The following is a 14,818-nucleotide window of genomic DNA, read 5'->3' as shown; positions in this document are numbered from 1 at the left end:
ACTTCTGGCTGTTTTTTCGGAGCCTCCGGCATCCGTGTGCCCTTCGTGTTATTCCCTGGTATAACCTTGAAATAAACCAGGCAGAAACCGCCTGGCCTTAAAAGAAAAGAGAGGTTTGTTTAATAGGTTCCCGCTTTCTGCCTGCACCTGCAGCCGTACGCGTTCCGGAGGGAACGGGCTCAACTAATTCCTTCTTCCTTCCGTCAGAAGGAATGGATTTTCGCCTCGTTCGGATCCTCCCGGAGTCGACGGCCTCCGGTTTCGGCAGGCAAAAAAGAAACGGTATTGCCTTATAGACATCGATCCTGCTACGGGTCATCTGTTCTTCATCCTAATTCTAATACGCTTCGGAGCGTTCGGCAGAGACGCCGGTGGGATCAAGCGCAGTCTGAAGATCCTTTCTCAGGGCGCAGGCCATGAGAAATAGCTGAAGACAAGCCCACGGCAAGCTTCTGCCGAAAAGCGGAGAAGCTCTATCAACAGAAACAAACGGTACATGGAACAGAACACTGAAATGCTGCAGCCCTTGGCATAACTACTTGAAAGAGGCTTTGAATTTTATACATTCTTACCCTAGTACAAAAACGCTCCGGCATAATTTCTCCGGAGCGTTTTCTTACGTGGCGGCAGGCGCCCAGTGGAGGGCGTTTCTGCCGGCCTGTTTCGCTTCGTACATCGCCTCGTCGGCCTGCTGGTACACCGCTTCAAAGCGGGAGCCCGGTGCCACGCGGGAGAGGCCGATGCTTACGGTGATCTGCTGCGGCACGCTGCTGATTTCCATGGAGGAAAGGGCCTTCTGAAACGCCTCCGCGCGCATCGCTGCCTCTTTCGGCGGTGCCGGAAGCAGAATACCGAACTCTTCGCCGCCGAGACGGACGACTTTTTCGCGGTCCGCGCCGAAGTGTTCTTTCAGCAGGGAAGCAACGGCTTTTAACGCATAATCTCCGCTCACGTGGCCGTACGTATCGTTCAGCTTTTTAAAATGATCGATGTCGAGGAGCAGAAACGTCCCGTCCCAGTCTTCGCGTTCTTTTTCGTAAAACTCGAGAAACGCGCCGCGGTTTAACAGCTTGGTTAACGGATCGGTCCGCGCCATCTCCTCCAGCTGCTGCTCGTAGGCCCACTTCTCCGTCACGTTGTTCCAGACGAGAAGCCGCAGGTACTGCGAGCGCCGGTCGAGCACCGTCACCTGCACCTCGAACACCCAGCCGTGGTGCTGACAGGTGATCGCTTCACTCCGGCCGGACGTCAGCGCCTGCAGGAGCTCCGGCTGATGCTGAAACAGGTGGTGGATGCTCTCCGTTTCCGGCTCCCGGTCTCCGGATGCACCGAGCGCGAGAATGCGCCTCCCGGACTCATTTACTTCCACGAAATCCCCCTGCTCGTTAATCAGCATGATCCCTTCAGACAAGTTTTCCAGAATCACCTGGCGCGGCACCGGCCACACCGTGTTGAAATCGAGCCTCCGGTAGAGGGCGATCAGGATCAAGCCCGTCGCTGCGTTGGCAAGCGCAAACAGCCCGGGGATCTCCCAGCCGAGAAGCGGTACGGTGACTATAATGAGCATCGGTGTCGCAATGATGAGCGCCGACAGCCGGTACGTTATCCGGAAGCGCTCAGGCACGTCCCAGCTGCTCCGCAAAAGCAGAATGACTGCGACGAGAAGCAGCACGTAGGAATACGTGCCGAGAAGCGAATTGAGGAGAGTCGAACTCGTCGAGATCTCCGTATAGCCGGCGACAAGCTCCACCGTTACGCTTTCCCGCATCCAGCCGTGGTAACCATCCGTAAAAATAAGAATAACATCCGCAAACGTGGGAAGTGCTGCGATCGTCATCCAGCGGACGGTCCGCCCAGAAGACTCTTCGTACAGCTCCAGAGCGTAGCCGAACAAAAAGACCGGCGCGAACATCAGCGAAATCTGCTGAAAGTTTCGGAGCCAGAGCATATCCCGCGGATTGTGCGCATAGAGCTCCAGTACAGTAAGAAGGACAAACACACCGGAAAGAACGGCCGCCGCTGCCAGCAGTAAACGCGCCAGCTTCCACGGAGGGCGGAACAGTAAAACGGCAACGAGAATCGATAAAAAACCAAGCAGCGCCAACAAAAACGTATATGGATCGAGCCAGTTCATTCCGCTGAGACCCCCCTGTTTCACCTTTTGTCTGATTTATCTTACCATAAAGAGGAGGATATACCGCACAATGAACTATGTAATTCATCATATTTTTTACCAATCAGGAGTTTCGGACTATGTTCCAGCTCATTTATTCGGGATAGATTGGTCAAAATACCGTTTTCAAACAAGATTCATGCTTGAAATCAGGAGAAATCCCGCTGCCGGTTGGCACGGGCAGATATGGTCTTCCGTGGATGCAGGTTATTTGGAAAAAAGCGGACCAGCATCGGGCGCTGCCGCACCAGAATGAGCCCTCCGCGGACGACGGCGGCCGCGTATCGGAACAAAAATAGCTTTCACCGGACCAAGCGCGTTCTACCGGACCAGCTCCAGCTGAAATCGGAACATATCCCGCACCAAACCGGACCAACTTCTCAGCCCACCGGATCACCGGCCGCCGGAACCCGCAGCGGCCCATCTGCTTCCAACAGAACGCTGTCCCGGCAGAGGGCGGGCGGTTTCCAGCCCGCAGTCATACGTGGTTCCTCCCGCCGGCTTCTTTCATATCCGCTTCCAGCCGGTCCGCCCACGCCTCCTGGTACGCCACATGCTTCTGCTCTTTCATCGCCGCAGCCGTCTCCAAAAGAAGCGGATGCGCCAGCGAATCGAGTCCCGCGAGCCGCCCGGCCGGAAGTTCTTCCGTCGACACGAAGCGTCTGTACACGTCTGCGCCCATACGCCACAGCACCGTGTTCTCCGGGAAACGGGAAGCAATCTTCTCCGCAATCTGCAGCCCTTCCGGATCCAGATCCCCCGAATAATAGAGCACGGACCCGGAAGCAGCGAGCAGCTCCAGAAGCACCCATCCGGACGTACGAAGCTGACCGTGCGTGCAGAGAACCGGCGCTTCCGGCACCGCATCCATCAACGTCGACGCAACCGCCGCATTTTCCACGATCCACACGATGTTTCCGCGGGCAGGCGCCGCTTCCGTCAGCATAACCACCTCCCGGAGCGGCACATTCAGAACCGTCCCCGATTCCACCGCCGCCTGCCACACAGGATGCTTCATTCCATCCTTCCACCCCACGACATTCTGCACCGTCACAAAACTCCACAAATCATCCCGCAGCACCTTCCACTCCGCCAAAAGCGCCGTTTCCGCCTCACCCGACCGCGGAAACGCCTCCTCCTTCTCCAGCAGACGATGCACCGCCAGCAGATGAACGAGCAGCCGGCCTCCGACTACCCCCCGGTCAAACGCATGCGGATTTCCCGTCACCTTCTCCGCAAACAGCGGCAGCCGGATCCAGTCATGCGGCTGCTTCAGATACCCATACGCCGCCTCCAGCTTCTCTACCCACCCTGCGAAAACGTCCTTTTCCGAAAGCGCCAGTGTACGGACCCAGCGGGCATCCTTTGCATGATCCTGTATCCAGTCGAGATACCAGGAAATCCCCTCGTGACGATGACGAAGAGAAGCAAACAAAGCCGTCTCCGCTTCTGCTTCCTGTGCCGCTTTCTCTTTAGTTGAAAGAACCGCTTCACCGTAGTAGGCCTCCAGCAGTTCGGGCAGGGAAAACCCTTCAAACACCGTCGACTGCAGCTGCCGTTCGACGGTTTCCAGTGAAAGGCGCCTGCGGGTCAGCTCCTCCTCCGACAGACCGAGAAGCGACGCCGCAGCCGTCCGCTCCTCGGGGCGGAGGCTGCGCAGGTCGACCGTCCCGCCGACACGGCCGAGCGATTCGTATTTCCGGCGCAGACGTGCAAACAACGCCTGCAGCGCAGGATCATCGTTAAGCAGTCGTATCCGGTCCATTCTCCATCCCTCCCGGCGTTAACAGCTTTCTCCGTGCCCCGTCCCACGTGTAGCGCATGACGGTGACGAAGTCAGCATTTTTCGGCCGCAGCAGCTCTGCGACGGCGAGCGAGGAGACGGTGTCATAGTCGCCCCAGAGCGCCTGTGAATTCATGATATAGTCGAAGCCGAGCTGCTCGACGACTTCAAACATATCGCGGATATTCATGTCATCAACGCCGGCAAATGCCTCGTCGAGCGAAATGATGTACGGCGCCTGGGCAGCTGCCTCCTGGTAGCGGGAGTAGGCGGCGGTAAACAGCGGAATGTACATTGCCATCGCTTTCTCCCCGCCGGAAAATCGGAAGAAGGCATTGTCAGTCAGCTCCCGTTTCACCCCTTCGTTCTCCCGCTTAAACGACAGCTCAAACGCAAACCACTTCCGGTAATCGAGAACCTCCTTTAACACCTGAAGCAGTGTCGTTCCCTCCTGCTTCAGCTGCAGCATCTCCTTCGCCCCGGCTATGCGGGATTGAAAGTGCTGCGTGATCCGGTCTAAATCCTCCTCGCGCAGGTACTTGCTGTCCCGCTGCAGAAGCGCCACCAGATCCTTCGTATCCATCTCCGCCTCCGACTCGGCGCGCTGCGGTTTCCAGGCGACGGAAAAAAGCAGTCCCGATGAGTTATCCCGCTCGGACATGATCGCATCCATCGCTTTGACCCAGCGCGATGCCCGGCGGATGCGGCTCCGCAGAATCGTGCCGATATGGTTCATGATAATGTCTTCATACAGCGCACGGTCCTGCTCATCGAGGTACCGCTTCTGCTCTTCATACCGCGAAGCCGCTTTCTCCGCCACATAGTACGGAGTGACCGGGCTTCCCTGATCGTACAGCTGCACGATGCGCCGGTCTTTCGCCTGCTGAAATTCGACGACGTACGCTTCGTACGCTTCGGGAACATCCGTGAGCGCTTCCGGAAGCACTGCTTCCTCGGTGCGGTGCGCCATCCGGTATTCCGACAAAACGCCCTGCTCTTCCAGAACGGCTTTTGTCAGCTGCTCCAGCAGCTTCGGTTTTTCAAAGGAAGAAAGCGCTGATTCCGTCTCCTGAAGTACGCTTTCGGCCGAATCGTTTTCCGGAGCAATAAAGCCGCGGCGGACTTCCTGCTTCACGGATTCCTCCCACGCTTTTTCCATCGCTGTCCAGAACCTATGCTTTTCTCCGGCGCCATCCAGCTGCTCCTTCGTACGCTTCAGATCTCCGCGCACTTCCGGACGGCTCCGGATCACTGTTTCCAGCTCTTCTTTCGCCTCATGAAGCCGGCTGCGGACGAGCTGAATCTTCTCCCGGAGCGCATCAGCCCCTTCGAGCTTCAGCTGCTCCTCCAGCGCCGAAGCCTGATGCCGGCTCCGTTCCGCCTGGCTTTCTGCAGCATGTTTTTCCCCCTGCAGGTAGTCGAGCTCTTCTTCAATATCACGAAGCGTTTCCTGCAGGTCACGTTCCCTGCTCTGGAGAGCACCGAGGCGGACGGAAACGTTCTGCAGCTCCTGCAGCATTTCCTGATACGCCTCCATCTCCTCCGCCGCCTCCCGGACCGCTTCGGCTGTGAGATCGAAGGAGAACAGGTGGGAATACGTATACAGCTTCTGCTGCAGCCGGCCGAGCTCCACCTGAACCTGCTTCCACACGGCATCTGTCTGCTCCAGCTGCTCCGCCTGCAGCGACTGCTTTTGTTTCAGCTGCTCCATTTCCCGGGAAATATCTTCAACGATCATATTTTTCGGAAACACGCTTTTCCAGTGCCGGATCCGCTCCAGCTCCGCATCTTTTTCCGCCCTTTTTTCCAGGAGCGCTTCCTCCTCCTGTTTCAGACGTCCGATCTCCTCTTCCAGCAGCCGGAGCTGCTCTTCCCGGTGCCGCTTCCGCGAGGTCCGGCCGATGTAGCGTGCCTGTTCCTGCTTCGGCGCATGTCCCTGAACCGGCCCGAGCTGATACGTCCCGTCCATTCCGACTGCTATTCCCGCCTCACTGACATCCAGCGGAATCGACTGAAGCACTTCCGCTGCCACAGCGGCCGGTACCGGCGATCCGGCTTCAACATCCGCCTTCAAATAGTCGGCAAGCGTCGGGACGAGCATGCGGGCATCCGGAACGAAAACGGCGTCCTCCACCGGTGTCACCCGCTCCGCTGTCAGCAGACTGTCGAGAATGCCCGCCTCCGCGAGCGCCGCTTCAAGCTGTGCACGCTCCGCTTCCGGCACTTCCTCTTTAAACTCCACCGCTTCATAAAACGGCACCGCTCCCGTGCCCTGCCGCGCGAGCGTTTCCCGGTGCTGGACCGTTCCCTCCGCACGTTCGGGCTCGATCATCTTCCTCGAAGCCGTGTCCTCATAAGTCGCTTCGGCCTGCCGCTTTTCCTCCTGCTTCTGCCGGACCGCTTCCAGCACCCCGGCCCGCGCCTCCTGCACACGATCCCGGAACCGGTCGATGCGCTCAAACAAAAGATCCGTCACACCACTGTAGTCCGTCTCGTCTTCCAGTCCCTGAAGCAGCCGCGACACACTCCGTCTCTCCTCCTGCGTCACCTCAAGCTCCGGCCGCTCCGCAATCCACTGAAATACAGCATCCTCCAGCTTCTGCAGCTCCTCGCTGTACCACCGGCCCGCACGGCGGTATTCCTGCACCGTATAATCAAGCGCCTGCTTCTGCTCCGACGACATCCGCTCCAGCTCCCGGAACCGGACCTCCTGACGCTCCTTCTCCTCCAGCAGGGCGAGCGCCTCCCGCAGATGCTCCCGGTGGCCGCGCACCGCCTTATTCCACACATCAAAGCTGTGATCCTTCTCCCCGAGGCGCTCCAGGTCCTCTCTGTGCGCCGTGTGGGAGGAAAACGACGCTGCTTCCGCCGCCCCTTCCATATCCAGATACAGATCAGCCCGGCGCTGTTTCTCCTGCCGCTGCTCCTGGTTGACGTCATCGAGGCCGGCCTTTTTCACGCCGTACTCGCGCTGCTTTCCGTCGCGTTTTTCCTCCAGCCGCACTGCTTCTTTCTCGTAGCGTGCCGTTTCTGTCTGTATTTCGCCAAGGCGTTTTTCCAGCGCCCACACTTCATGGTGCTGCAGCTGCTCCTGCTCCGTTTCCAGCCGATCCACCACGGCACGCTGCATCGTTTCTTCCTTCTCGAGTTCTTCCGCACGTGCAGCTAGCTCCTCCTCGAGGGCGGTGAGCCGGTCTTTCTCGTCTTCGGCACCGGTGCGCTTTGCCGACGCCTGCTTCCACTTCGCCGCCCGCTCTGCGGCGACGTAGCGGTTATAGCGGTCGTAGGCGGAAACGACCCGGCCGGCCGATTCTTTTTCCTGACGGAGCTGTTCGATCTGCTGCTGCGTCTGATCCATCTGCTCGATCGTATCGGACAGGTAGCGGATCTCGTCATCCTTAAGCGGCGGAAGCGCCGACTCAAGAATTTCATAAATAACTGTCGGCTTAAAATCCTTCGAAAGCTTCGGGCTGCGCAGCTGAATGAGCAGCTTAATTAAATCTTCGTACGCCTCCATGGAGTGAAAGCCAAATACATAACGGTTCACGAGCTCCATGTATTCTTTCTGCGTCTTTACGACGTGCCCGCCGGAGGCAATCCGGTTTTCCAGCTCTTTTTCTGACAGCGGAATTTCTTCCCCGGTATGGGTCAGTGTAAGCGGAAAGTCGACTTCCGCCCGGCGGTTGTCGGTAATCAGAAAGTACCACGATTTCATCGGCTTTCCGCGGCGCGCCTGCATACCGATGCCGGTCGTTATGTACTGGCCGCTTTCCGGCTTTATGTACTCGAGGAACAGGTACCCTGTCCGCTCTTCGTGGCCGGACACTTCTTTTTCGCCGAGAAGGTAATCCTCCATCCGCCTCGCCCGGGATCCGAACGGATCAAGCCGGTCCGGTGATTTCCGGCCGTCGAGAAGTACCGGCAGAATGCTCTGCATCGTCACCGATTTACCCGATCCGTTCGCTCCGCGGAGCAGCAGTTTGCCGTCTTCAAAAGAAAATACTTCTTTGTCGTAGTACCAGAAATTCACCAGGCCGGCCCGGTTCATCTGCCATTGTTCTCCGCTCATGAGTCTGCCTCCCCGTCTTCATAATCGTCCGGATACGTGCCGGCAAGAATACCGGCAGCCGGCTGTACGTAGATCATTGCCTGATCGTGCGATTCCACGGCCATCTCCCACGCTTTCATCGCTTCCAGGCATTCCTTTTTCACCGCCTGCACTGAACTTTCCCGCAGGTACTTCGCCCAGCCGCTCCCAAAGCGGCGCCGTGTTTTCTCAAGCAGCGCCTCAAACTCTCCGTGTGTCAGAAGCACTTCGCCGGTCTCGAATACCTCCAGTGTCCCGCGCTCCTCGTGCAGTACCGAAGCCAGCTGCAGCAGCACGTCCGAGACGGCCTTTGTATCCGGAAATACGGTCTGGGACGGCTTCGGATGGTCCACCGTCAGCAGCGCCGTATTTTTAAACACCCGGAGCCGGAACGGGGAGTGCGATTCAATATCCTCCATCAGCCAGCTCCGGTGCGTGCGGATATACAGAAAATCAGCATCATCCGCCCCTTCACGCTGCACGGCCGGGGTGAAAAACAGCTTCCGGTAGACGCGGCGCCGGCGCTCGTGGTCGCGCTGCATATCCTGCTCTGCCTGCTGAACCGCATCCACGCCGGAAAACGACGACAGCGGGGCCGGAAACGCACGCAGAAAATAGCTGCCGTACACCGTCGTTTCATAGAGCACTTCCTGCTCCTGATCCATATCAAACGGCTGCAGATGGCCGTCGACGAGCCGGATAAGCTCCAGATCTGTCAGCGCTTTCAACGCGCGGATAAGCGATTTGCGGTGGGTATACACCGTCCAGTCCACGTCTTCTTCCATCTGCCGGATCTCTTCTGTCAGCTCGGACAGAAGAAACTGCTCCTCCACCGCCTTCTCTTCCAGAAACGCCATCGCCGAACAGAACAGCACGTAGTCCCGCTTTTCCTGAAAGCCCGCAAGTCCCATCCAGGCTTTCGGTTCCACCGGGATTTTTTCCAGCTTAATAACGTGGGGGTGGACGAGCAGGTGCAGACCGAATTTATCCTCGATATAGCGGCGCAGCACTTTTTCTCTTTCCCGGATGAGCTGGTACGCCTTCGGTTCGCGGCTTCGAAGCACCCAGAACTGATGCAGCAGAATATCCAGAGCGTCGACCGCTTTCTCATCAAACATAAGGGTTCTCTCCTTTAATCGTAAACGTCACGTCCGGCATCGTCATGACGCCATCCTCTGCCGGGAGCGTAATGCGGGTGCCGCGGTGAATGGCCACGTGCACGGAAAAGCCGTAATCCGTTTTCACTGTCCGTTCCGGATGCGCGGCGGCGCGGCCGATCCAGGCGAGAAGCATTTTGCGGACTTCCGGCTGCACGCGCTCTACTGTGGACAGCGTGAGCGGCCCGTCGGAAAAATACGTATCGATGAGCCGGCGCTCCTGTTCCTGCTCCCGCCGGACTTCCTGTAAATAAGCCTCTTTTTTCGCTTCATTGGACTGCAGAGCTCCGGCTTTCGTCTTTTCCCGGTACTGGCGGACACGCGGTTTTATAGGAATGACTTCCGGCGGCTGATCCCACACGTCCTGATGAAGCAGGTCGGTCGTATCCCCGCTCATGCGGAGGTGACGCACGCTCTCCGGACCGAATACCATGCCGGCGAGACGGTGCGCCTCTTCGATCGTGCCGGTTTCTGCAAACATCCGGCTCAGGTGAAGGTACTCCTGCCGGCGGCTCTGGTGCTCGTGGCGCCGTTCACTCAGCCGCTGCACGTAGCGCGTGATGCGGCGGATCATTTCGTTCGTCTGAATCTGCAGCATCTCCAGCTCGCTCTGGCGGCCGTCGGAGCCGATAAACCAGTCCAGCACCGCCTGCCAGAGGCTGCGGAATTCGGTTTCCCAGCTGTCGATATCCGAAGCGGAAACGTCCTCCAGCCTCGGCACGCCTCTCCGGTGTTCGATGAGCGTCTCGATAAAGAGCGTCATTTTTTCCGGACGGATCTGTTCCAGCTGGTCGATGATCTGGAGGGAGGTGCGCTGCAGCGAGATAATGAAGTCGCGCAGGTAGGTGGTGAACTGGTTTTTGTAGACGAGAAAGGCGTCGCTCTGCATGCGCTGGTCGGTTTGTTCGCTGTGTATGTAGGCGACGTAGTCTGCGGTGCTTGTGCGGATCGTCTGAAAGGACTGAAGAATGTCTTCCCACAGCCGCATGGAAGCCTCGGTGCCGGAGGGGAGCCCGCCGGTGATTTCCTGGTTGAGGCGGCCGAGGTTGTCGAGCAGCCGGTCGAACTGGGATTTTTCGAGGGAACCACCGAATTGTTCCTGGTTCATCGTTTCAAGCTGGATGGTCATGCGTTCGATTTCGATCGTGTAGGGGGTGGCCTGGTAGCGGAACCGTTTCTTTTTGTACTCTTCGATCGTGCGGGCGTTTGTCATGTCCTGCCGCGCATGGAGGTTGCCCCATTTGACGAGCTGGGCGAGCTGCTGGAGCAGGGTGTTTTCGTCGGTTTCGGCATAGGCCGGCAGCGACTGCAGGTGGGCGAGGACTTCCTCCGGGGCGAGGTAGTCGCGCATCCGTTCATGCTGGATGTAGAAATAGCGCAGGACCGCACGGTATCCGGACGCATTTTCTGCGGTTAAGTAGCTTGCTTCGGTGAGCTTTTTCATCGGGCTGAGCATCGGTTCCGCCTCCTTCTCGTTTTAGTATAACGAAGGAGGTCATCAAGGTCTATGCAGTACGTTGTTTAACTTCTGCCCAAAACAGGAAATTGGGTGTGTAGAACGACTACTGCGTATAAAAGGAGACGATACACATGGACCAGAAACAACTGCGCGAACGAATTGAATCGATTATGGAGCAGCATGCGATCGGCACGCTTGCGACCGTGGAAAACGACAAGCCGCATACCCGCTACATGACGTTTCTCAATAAGGATTTAACGCTGTACACGCCGACGAGCCGCGAAACGCACAAAGCCGAGGAAATCGACAAGAACAACAACGTCCACATTCTGCTCGGCTACCAGGGTGACGGCATCGGCGACGAGTTCGTCGAAGTAGCCGGCACAGCGTCCATCCGCGACGACAAAAACCTCGTCGAGGATCTCTGGTTTGATGACATGAACAACTGGTTCGGCGGCAAAGAGGATCCCGAGCTCATTTTCCTCGAAATCAAGCCGGATTCGATCCGCCTCATGAACAAAAAAGGCGAAGCACCGAAGAGCCTGGATCTGTAAGAGTATAGGTAGAAAAAGCTTCCGGCGGTCCTCATGGGACTTCCGGAAGCTTTTTGCTGCTGACATAAACCATGCAGAAACCACCTGATCTTAAAGGAAAAGAGAGGTTTGTTGAACAGGTTCCCGTTTCCTTCCTGCACCTGCAGCCGTAAACGATCCAGAGGGCATAAGAACTGCTGGGCGAGAGCAGGAGACGGCTTGGAGCAGAGGGGGCGCCGGAAGTTTCGGCGGCCGGTGGTCCGATGGCCTGGAAAGTTGGTCCGGTTTGGTGCAGAACCTGGTCCGATTTCGACGGAAGTTGGTCCGTTACGAAGCGCCTGGTCCGGTTGAACCTGTTTTTGGTCCGATACAGGGCCGGCGTGTTCCGAAAACGAGCCATGCTGGTCCGCGGGCGGCTGTTTCTGGTCCGGTGTTTTTCGAATGACATCAAACTGCCGCTTTCCGGCACCGTCATCTACGAAAACTCCCAAAAAAAAGAGAGAATAGAATGTGTATAGTGTGAAGCGGTAGTCCTCCCGGCTTTAAGACAAGCCCACGCAGGCTTCTGTCGGGCAGCGGAGAAATTCCATCATTGGAAGCATCGTATCTCTTTTATTTCTTCTGGACCATAGAGAATGTCTGTTAACAACGTAAAAACGACGTCTCTACACAGAATCTTCATATCTGTCTGCGAGAATGAAGACAGAAGCAGAGGAGGAGGGGTTCGTATGATGGATGGATCCATGGGAAACTGGTTCGGCGGGTTTATGGGATTTGGATTTTTCTTTTTCCTGCTTTTCACCGCGCTGATTGTGTATCTGATCTGGTCGATTGCTGCAAAAGGATCGTCTTCTTCTGCCGGGCGGAACGAAGAGTCCGCGGAGCAGATTTTAGAAAAACGGTACGCGCGCGGAGAGCTTTCGGAAGAGGAATATGAGCGGATGAGAGCGAAGCTGAAAAACAAGTCATGAGATCAAGGGCGGCAGACATTTCTGCCGCCTCTTCTCGTTTAAGGGAGGCTTTTTTGTATCGCCGGGGCCCTGGCGGCCAGAGGCATGAAGTGGTGGACGAGCATGCCGCTGAAGGCGACGGTGACGAGCGTGCCGGCACCGATCGGTCCGCCGAGGAGAAGGGCGAGAACGAGAAAGCCGATGTAGACGGCGGTGCGGGAGCGGAAAACAGTCGTGTCTGCGCGCTGCTGGATGAGAAGAATGAAGCGGTCGTCCGGCACGGGAGCGACGCGCGTCGTCAGGTAGACAGCGGTGCCGCAGGCAAGCAGCAGCAGACCGGCGGCGAATGCAGTAGTCTGCTGCATCATTCCGGCAGGCTCGGGAAACTGCTGCAGCACGTACAATCCGCTGTCGAGGCCGATGCCCATTAGCAGCGCAGTGATGATGCCGGCTGCTTCAGGGCGGCTTCGGCTGAGCAGCGCATTTATCGTAATTAACAGGATGGCGATGACCACTTCCCAGCTGCCCGGCGTGAGTCCGATCGTTTCGGACAAGCCGACGAGCATGGCAACGAACGGGGACGCTCCGAGATCGGCCCGCACTGTCAGGGACGCTCCTGCAGCGGAAAGAAGCAGACCGGCGGCGTAATATACATAAATCATAGCTCCTCCTTTTTGTTGCATATGCAATAAAATTATCGTACACTGAGTGTAGCTTATTTTTGTTGCATATGCAACATTTTCAGAGGAGGAGAGCATGAAGGATATTTTACGCGACATCGGCGTCATCGCGAGGGCGCTCGATTCCATCAGCAACGTCGAGTTTAAAGAAGTGGCGCTGACCAAAGGCCAGTATTTGTATCTCGTCCGCATCTGCGAAAACCCGGGCATCATCCAGGAAAAACTCGCAGAAATGATTAAAGTCGACCGGACGACAGCAGCCCGTGCCGTGGCCAGCCTGGAGAAAAACGGATTCATTGAAAAAAAGCCCGATGAAACAAACAGAAAAATCCGCCGCCTGTTTCCAACAGCGCGCGGAAAGGAAGTCTATCCGTTCATTATCCGCGAGAACACGTATTCCAATGAAACCGCGCTGGAAGGCTTTACGGAAGAAGAGATCCGGCAGCTGTCGGCGTACCTTGAGCGCGTACGCGATAACATCGCATCGGACTGGGAGCTCGTGAAAAAAGGACAGAAACGTCCATATTAGAGGAGGAATCGAGGATGACAGTAGAGTTAAAGCCGTGCAGCAAACAGGACATAGAGACACTCGCAGCCATCAGCCAAAAAACCTTTCAGGAAACGTTTCAGGAGCAGAATACCCCCGAAGACCTCGACGCCTACCTGCGCCGTGCGTTTTCCACAGAACAGCTGCGGCGCGAGCTGGAAACAGACGGCACGTCCTTTTATCTCCTGTATGAAAACAGCGCGCCGGCAGGATACCTGAAGCTGAATACCGGCGGGGCGCAGTCGGAGCCGATGGGAGCCGACGCACTTGAAGTGGAGCGGATCTACGTGCTCCAGGCCTTTCAGGGACGCGGGTTCGGACGGCTCCTTCTCGATGAAGCCTTCCAGAAAGCACGTGATGCCGGCATGAAGCGCATCTGGCTCGGTGTCTGGGAAAAGAACGAGCACGCCATCGCCTTTTACGAACGCCGCGGCTTCGTAAAAACCGGCAGCCATTCCTTTTTCCTCGGCACAGATGAGCAGACCGATTATTTGTATGCGGTGGATCTGTAAGAGAAAATCCGTATAACCGCTTGAAGGCAGATGGGCCGCCGCGGGTTCCCCGGCGGCCGGTCATTCAGCAGATGCCGGTAAGATCGCCACAGCAGGAAGCAGGACCGCCACGACAGCAGCTCAGACCGCCACACCTGCGCCCGAGATCGCCACGCCGGCCTTCAAGATCGCTACGATCAGCGCCGACACCGCCATACGACCGGCGAAGACCGCAACGAAACCGCCGTAAACCGACGCTGCCGCCCCCTCCACCAACAAAAAAACAGCCCGCGGTGCGCACTCCCGCCGCGGGCTGTTCCAACTTATCCGTGTACCTGTTTCACAAACGCTTCTGCCTTCGTGCGTACGGCGGCGAAATCGCCGTCCCCCGCTCCGCGCGTGATGTCCCCGCCGACACCGGCCAGCACCGCTCCTGCGGCGAACCAGTCGTTTACGTTTTCCAGCGTAATGCCGCCGGTTGGCATGATCGACACCTGCGGAAGCGGCTGCTTCACGTTTTTGATGAAATCCGGCGTAAAGGCACTGCCGGGGAACAGCTTGACGACCTTCACCCCGTGCTCCATTGCCGTCACCATTTCCTGAATCGTCATGCACCCCGGCAGGTACGGTATGTCGTACCGGTGGCAGAACCGGGCCGATGCTTCCTGAAACGACGGGCTGACGATAAACTGGGCCCCCGCAGCCACTGCCTGCGCCGCTGTTTCACTGTCGAGGACCGTCCCTGCACCGACGACCGCCTTCGGAAAACGGCGTTTCACCTCCCGGATGATGTCCGGGGCATCCGGGTTCGTAAACGCCATCTCCAGAAGACGGATCCCGCCAGCATAGCAGGCTTCCGCGGTACGTACCGCTTCTTCTTTATCCGCTCCGCGGATGACGACGGCGAGTTTTCCGCGGAGCATGTCTGTATAAATCCGGTGGGAAAACATCCGGTCCG

General features: G+C 57.4%; 12 protein-coding genes. 5 read left to right on the top strand and 7 right to left on the bottom strand.

Features of this window, described 5'->3' with window-relative positions; all coding sequences use genetic code 11:
- Positions 1–616: 616 nt before the first annotated feature.
- Positions 617–2,134 (bottom strand): histidine kinase N-terminal 7TM domain-containing diguanylate cyclase, encoded by a 1,518-nt coding sequence (locus C6I21_RS03965; RefSeq protein WP_105958146.1) that lies wholly within the window; start codon positions 2,132–2,134, stop codon positions 617–619.
- A gap of 70 nt (positions 2,135–2,204) precedes the next feature.
- On the opposite strand from C6I21_RS03965, the gene C6I21_RS16150 reads away from it, so the two are divergent.
- Positions 2,205–2,429, top strand: a complete 225-nt coding sequence (locus C6I21_RS16150) for a hypothetical protein (protein WP_142393208.1) — start codon at positions 2,205–2,207, stop codon at positions 2,427–2,429.
- 222 nt (positions 2,430–2,651) lie between these two features.
- On the opposite strand, the gene C6I21_RS03960 is transcribed toward C6I21_RS16150, so the two are convergent.
- Genes C6I21_RS03960 through C6I21_RS03945 form a run of 4 tightly spaced genes read right to left on the bottom strand, consistent with a single transcriptional unit; the run spans position 2,652 to position 10,656 of the window.
- Positions 2,652–3,938, bottom strand: coding sequence for a TIGR02679 family protein (locus tag C6I21_RS03960; RefSeq protein ID WP_105958145.1), 1,287 nt, complete (start codon positions 3,936–3,938; stop codon positions 2,652–2,654).
- A complete protein-coding gene (locus tag C6I21_RS03955) occupies positions 3,916–8,025 on the bottom strand; it encodes a TIGR02680 family protein (RefSeq protein ID WP_105958144.1) in 4,110 nt (1,369 codons plus the stop codon). The genes C6I21_RS03960 and C6I21_RS03955 overlap by 23 nt, the downstream gene beginning before the upstream one ends.
- Entirely contained in the window at positions 8,022–9,161 is a 1,140-nt protein-coding gene (locus tag C6I21_RS03950; protein ID WP_105958143.1) for a TIGR02678 family protein, read from the bottom strand. Before C6I21_RS03950 ends, C6I21_RS03955 begins: the two co-directional genes overlap by 4 nt.
- Positions 9,154–10,656: a TIGR02677 family protein gene (locus C6I21_RS03945; protein WP_105958142.1), complete on the bottom strand. Its 1,503-nt coding sequence runs from the start codon at positions 10,654–10,656 to the stop codon at positions 9,154–9,156. Before C6I21_RS03945 ends, C6I21_RS03950 begins: the two co-directional genes overlap by 8 nt.
- A gap of 134 nt (positions 10,657–10,790) precedes the next feature.
- Between C6I21_RS03945 and C6I21_RS03940 the strand changes: the two genes are divergently transcribed.
- Both C6I21_RS03940 and C6I21_RS03930 read left to right on the top strand, forming a co-directional pair.
- Complete coding sequence (locus C6I21_RS03940) at positions 10,791–11,213, top strand: pyridoxamine 5'-phosphate oxidase family protein (protein ID WP_105958141.1); 423 nt, start codon at positions 10,791–10,793, stop codon at positions 11,211–11,213.
- A 707-nt stretch (positions 11,214–11,920) separates the two neighbouring features.
- Positions 11,921–12,163 carry an SHOCT domain-containing protein gene (locus C6I21_RS03930; protein WP_245411532.1) on the top strand — a complete coding sequence of 81 codons (243 nt, stop codon included), beginning with the start codon at positions 11,921–11,923 and terminating at the stop codon, positions 12,161–12,163.
- A gap of 38 nt (positions 12,164–12,201) precedes the next feature.
- Here C6I21_RS03930 and C6I21_RS03925 read toward each other — a convergent pair whose 3' ends face one another.
- Positions 12,202–12,804 carry a YczE/YyaS/YitT family protein gene (locus tag C6I21_RS03925; protein ID WP_105958139.1) on the bottom strand — a complete coding sequence of 201 codons (603 nt, stop codon included), beginning with the start codon at positions 12,802–12,804 and terminating at the stop codon, positions 12,202–12,204.
- A 94-nt stretch (positions 12,805–12,898) separates the two neighbouring features.
- Here C6I21_RS03925 and C6I21_RS03920 point away from each other — a divergent pair, with 94 nt between their 5' ends.
- Both C6I21_RS03920 and C6I21_RS03915 read left to right on the top strand, forming a co-directional pair.
- Positions 12,899–13,351 (top strand): MarR family winged helix-turn-helix transcriptional regulator, encoded by a 453-nt coding sequence (locus tag C6I21_RS03920; protein WP_105958138.1) that lies wholly within the window; start codon positions 12,899–12,901, stop codon positions 13,349–13,351.
- A gap of 14 nt (positions 13,352–13,365) precedes the next feature.
- Entirely contained in the window at positions 13,366–13,881 is a 516-nt protein-coding gene (locus tag C6I21_RS03915) for a GNAT family N-acetyltransferase (protein WP_105958137.1), read from the top strand.
- A 302-nt stretch (positions 13,882–14,183) separates the two neighbouring features.
- On the opposite strand, the gene C6I21_RS03910 is transcribed toward C6I21_RS03915, so the two are convergent.
- On the bottom strand, positions 14,184–14,810 hold the full coding sequence (locus C6I21_RS03910) for a bifunctional 2-keto-4-hydroxyglutarate aldolase/2-keto-3-deoxy-6-phosphogluconate aldolase (protein WP_105958136.1): 627 nt from the start codon (positions 14,808–14,810) through the stop codon (positions 14,184–14,186).
- Positions 14,811–14,818: the final 8 nt, after the last annotated feature.

The sequence above is a fragment of the Alkalicoccus urumqiensis genome (assembly GCF_002993335.1).
Lineage (GTDB): Bacteria > Bacillota > Bacilli > Bacillales > Salisediminibacteriaceae > Alkalicoccus > Alkalicoccus urumqiensis.
The sequence above is the reverse complement of the archived record's forward strand: the minus strand, read 5'-3'. Positions and strand labels throughout refer to the sequence as shown.

Bases quoted from the DNA above. Each gene is read 5' to 3' on its own strand.
- C6I21_RS03965 (WP_105958146.1), bottom strand. From the start codon at position 2,134: ATGAACTGGCTCGATCCATATACGTTTTTGTTGGCGCTGCTTGGTTTT.
- C6I21_RS16150 (WP_142393208.1), top strand. From the start codon at position 2,205: ATGAACTATGTAATTCATCATATTTTTTACCAATCAGGAGTTTCGGAC.
- C6I21_RS03960 (WP_105958145.1), bottom strand. From the start codon at position 3,938: ATGGACCGGATACGACTGCTTAACGATGATCCTGCGCTGCAGGCGTTG.
- C6I21_RS03955 (WP_105958144.1), bottom strand. From the start codon at position 8,025: ATGAGCGGAGAACAATGGCAGATGAACCGGGCCGGCCTGGTGAATTTC.
- C6I21_RS03950 (WP_105958143.1), bottom strand. From the start codon at position 9,161: ATGTTTGATGAGAAAGCGGTCGACGCTCTGGATATTCTGCTGCATCAG.
- C6I21_RS03945 (WP_105958142.1), bottom strand. From the start codon at position 10,656: ATGCTCAGCCCGATGAAAAAGCTCACCGAAGCAAGCTACTTAACCGCA.
- C6I21_RS03940 (WP_105958141.1), top strand. From the start codon at position 10,791: ATGGACCAGAAACAACTGCGCGAACGAATTGAATCGATTATGGAGCAG.
- C6I21_RS03930 (WP_245411532.1), top strand. From the start codon at position 11,921: ATGATGGATGGATCCATGGGAAACTGGTTCGGCGGGTTTATGGGATTT.
- C6I21_RS03925 (WP_105958139.1), bottom strand. From the start codon at position 12,804: ATGATTTATGTATATTACGCCGCCGGTCTGCTTCTTTCCGCTGCAGGA.
- C6I21_RS03920 (WP_105958138.1), top strand. From the start codon at position 12,899: ATGAAGGATATTTTACGCGACATCGGCGTCATCGCGAGGGCGCTCGAT.
- C6I21_RS03915 (WP_105958137.1), top strand. From the start codon at position 13,366: ATGACAGTAGAGTTAAAGCCGTGCAGCAAACAGGACATAGAGACACTC.
- C6I21_RS03910 (WP_105958136.1), bottom strand. From the start codon at position 14,810: ATGTTTTCCCACCGGATTTATACAGACATGCTCCGCGGAAAACTCGCC.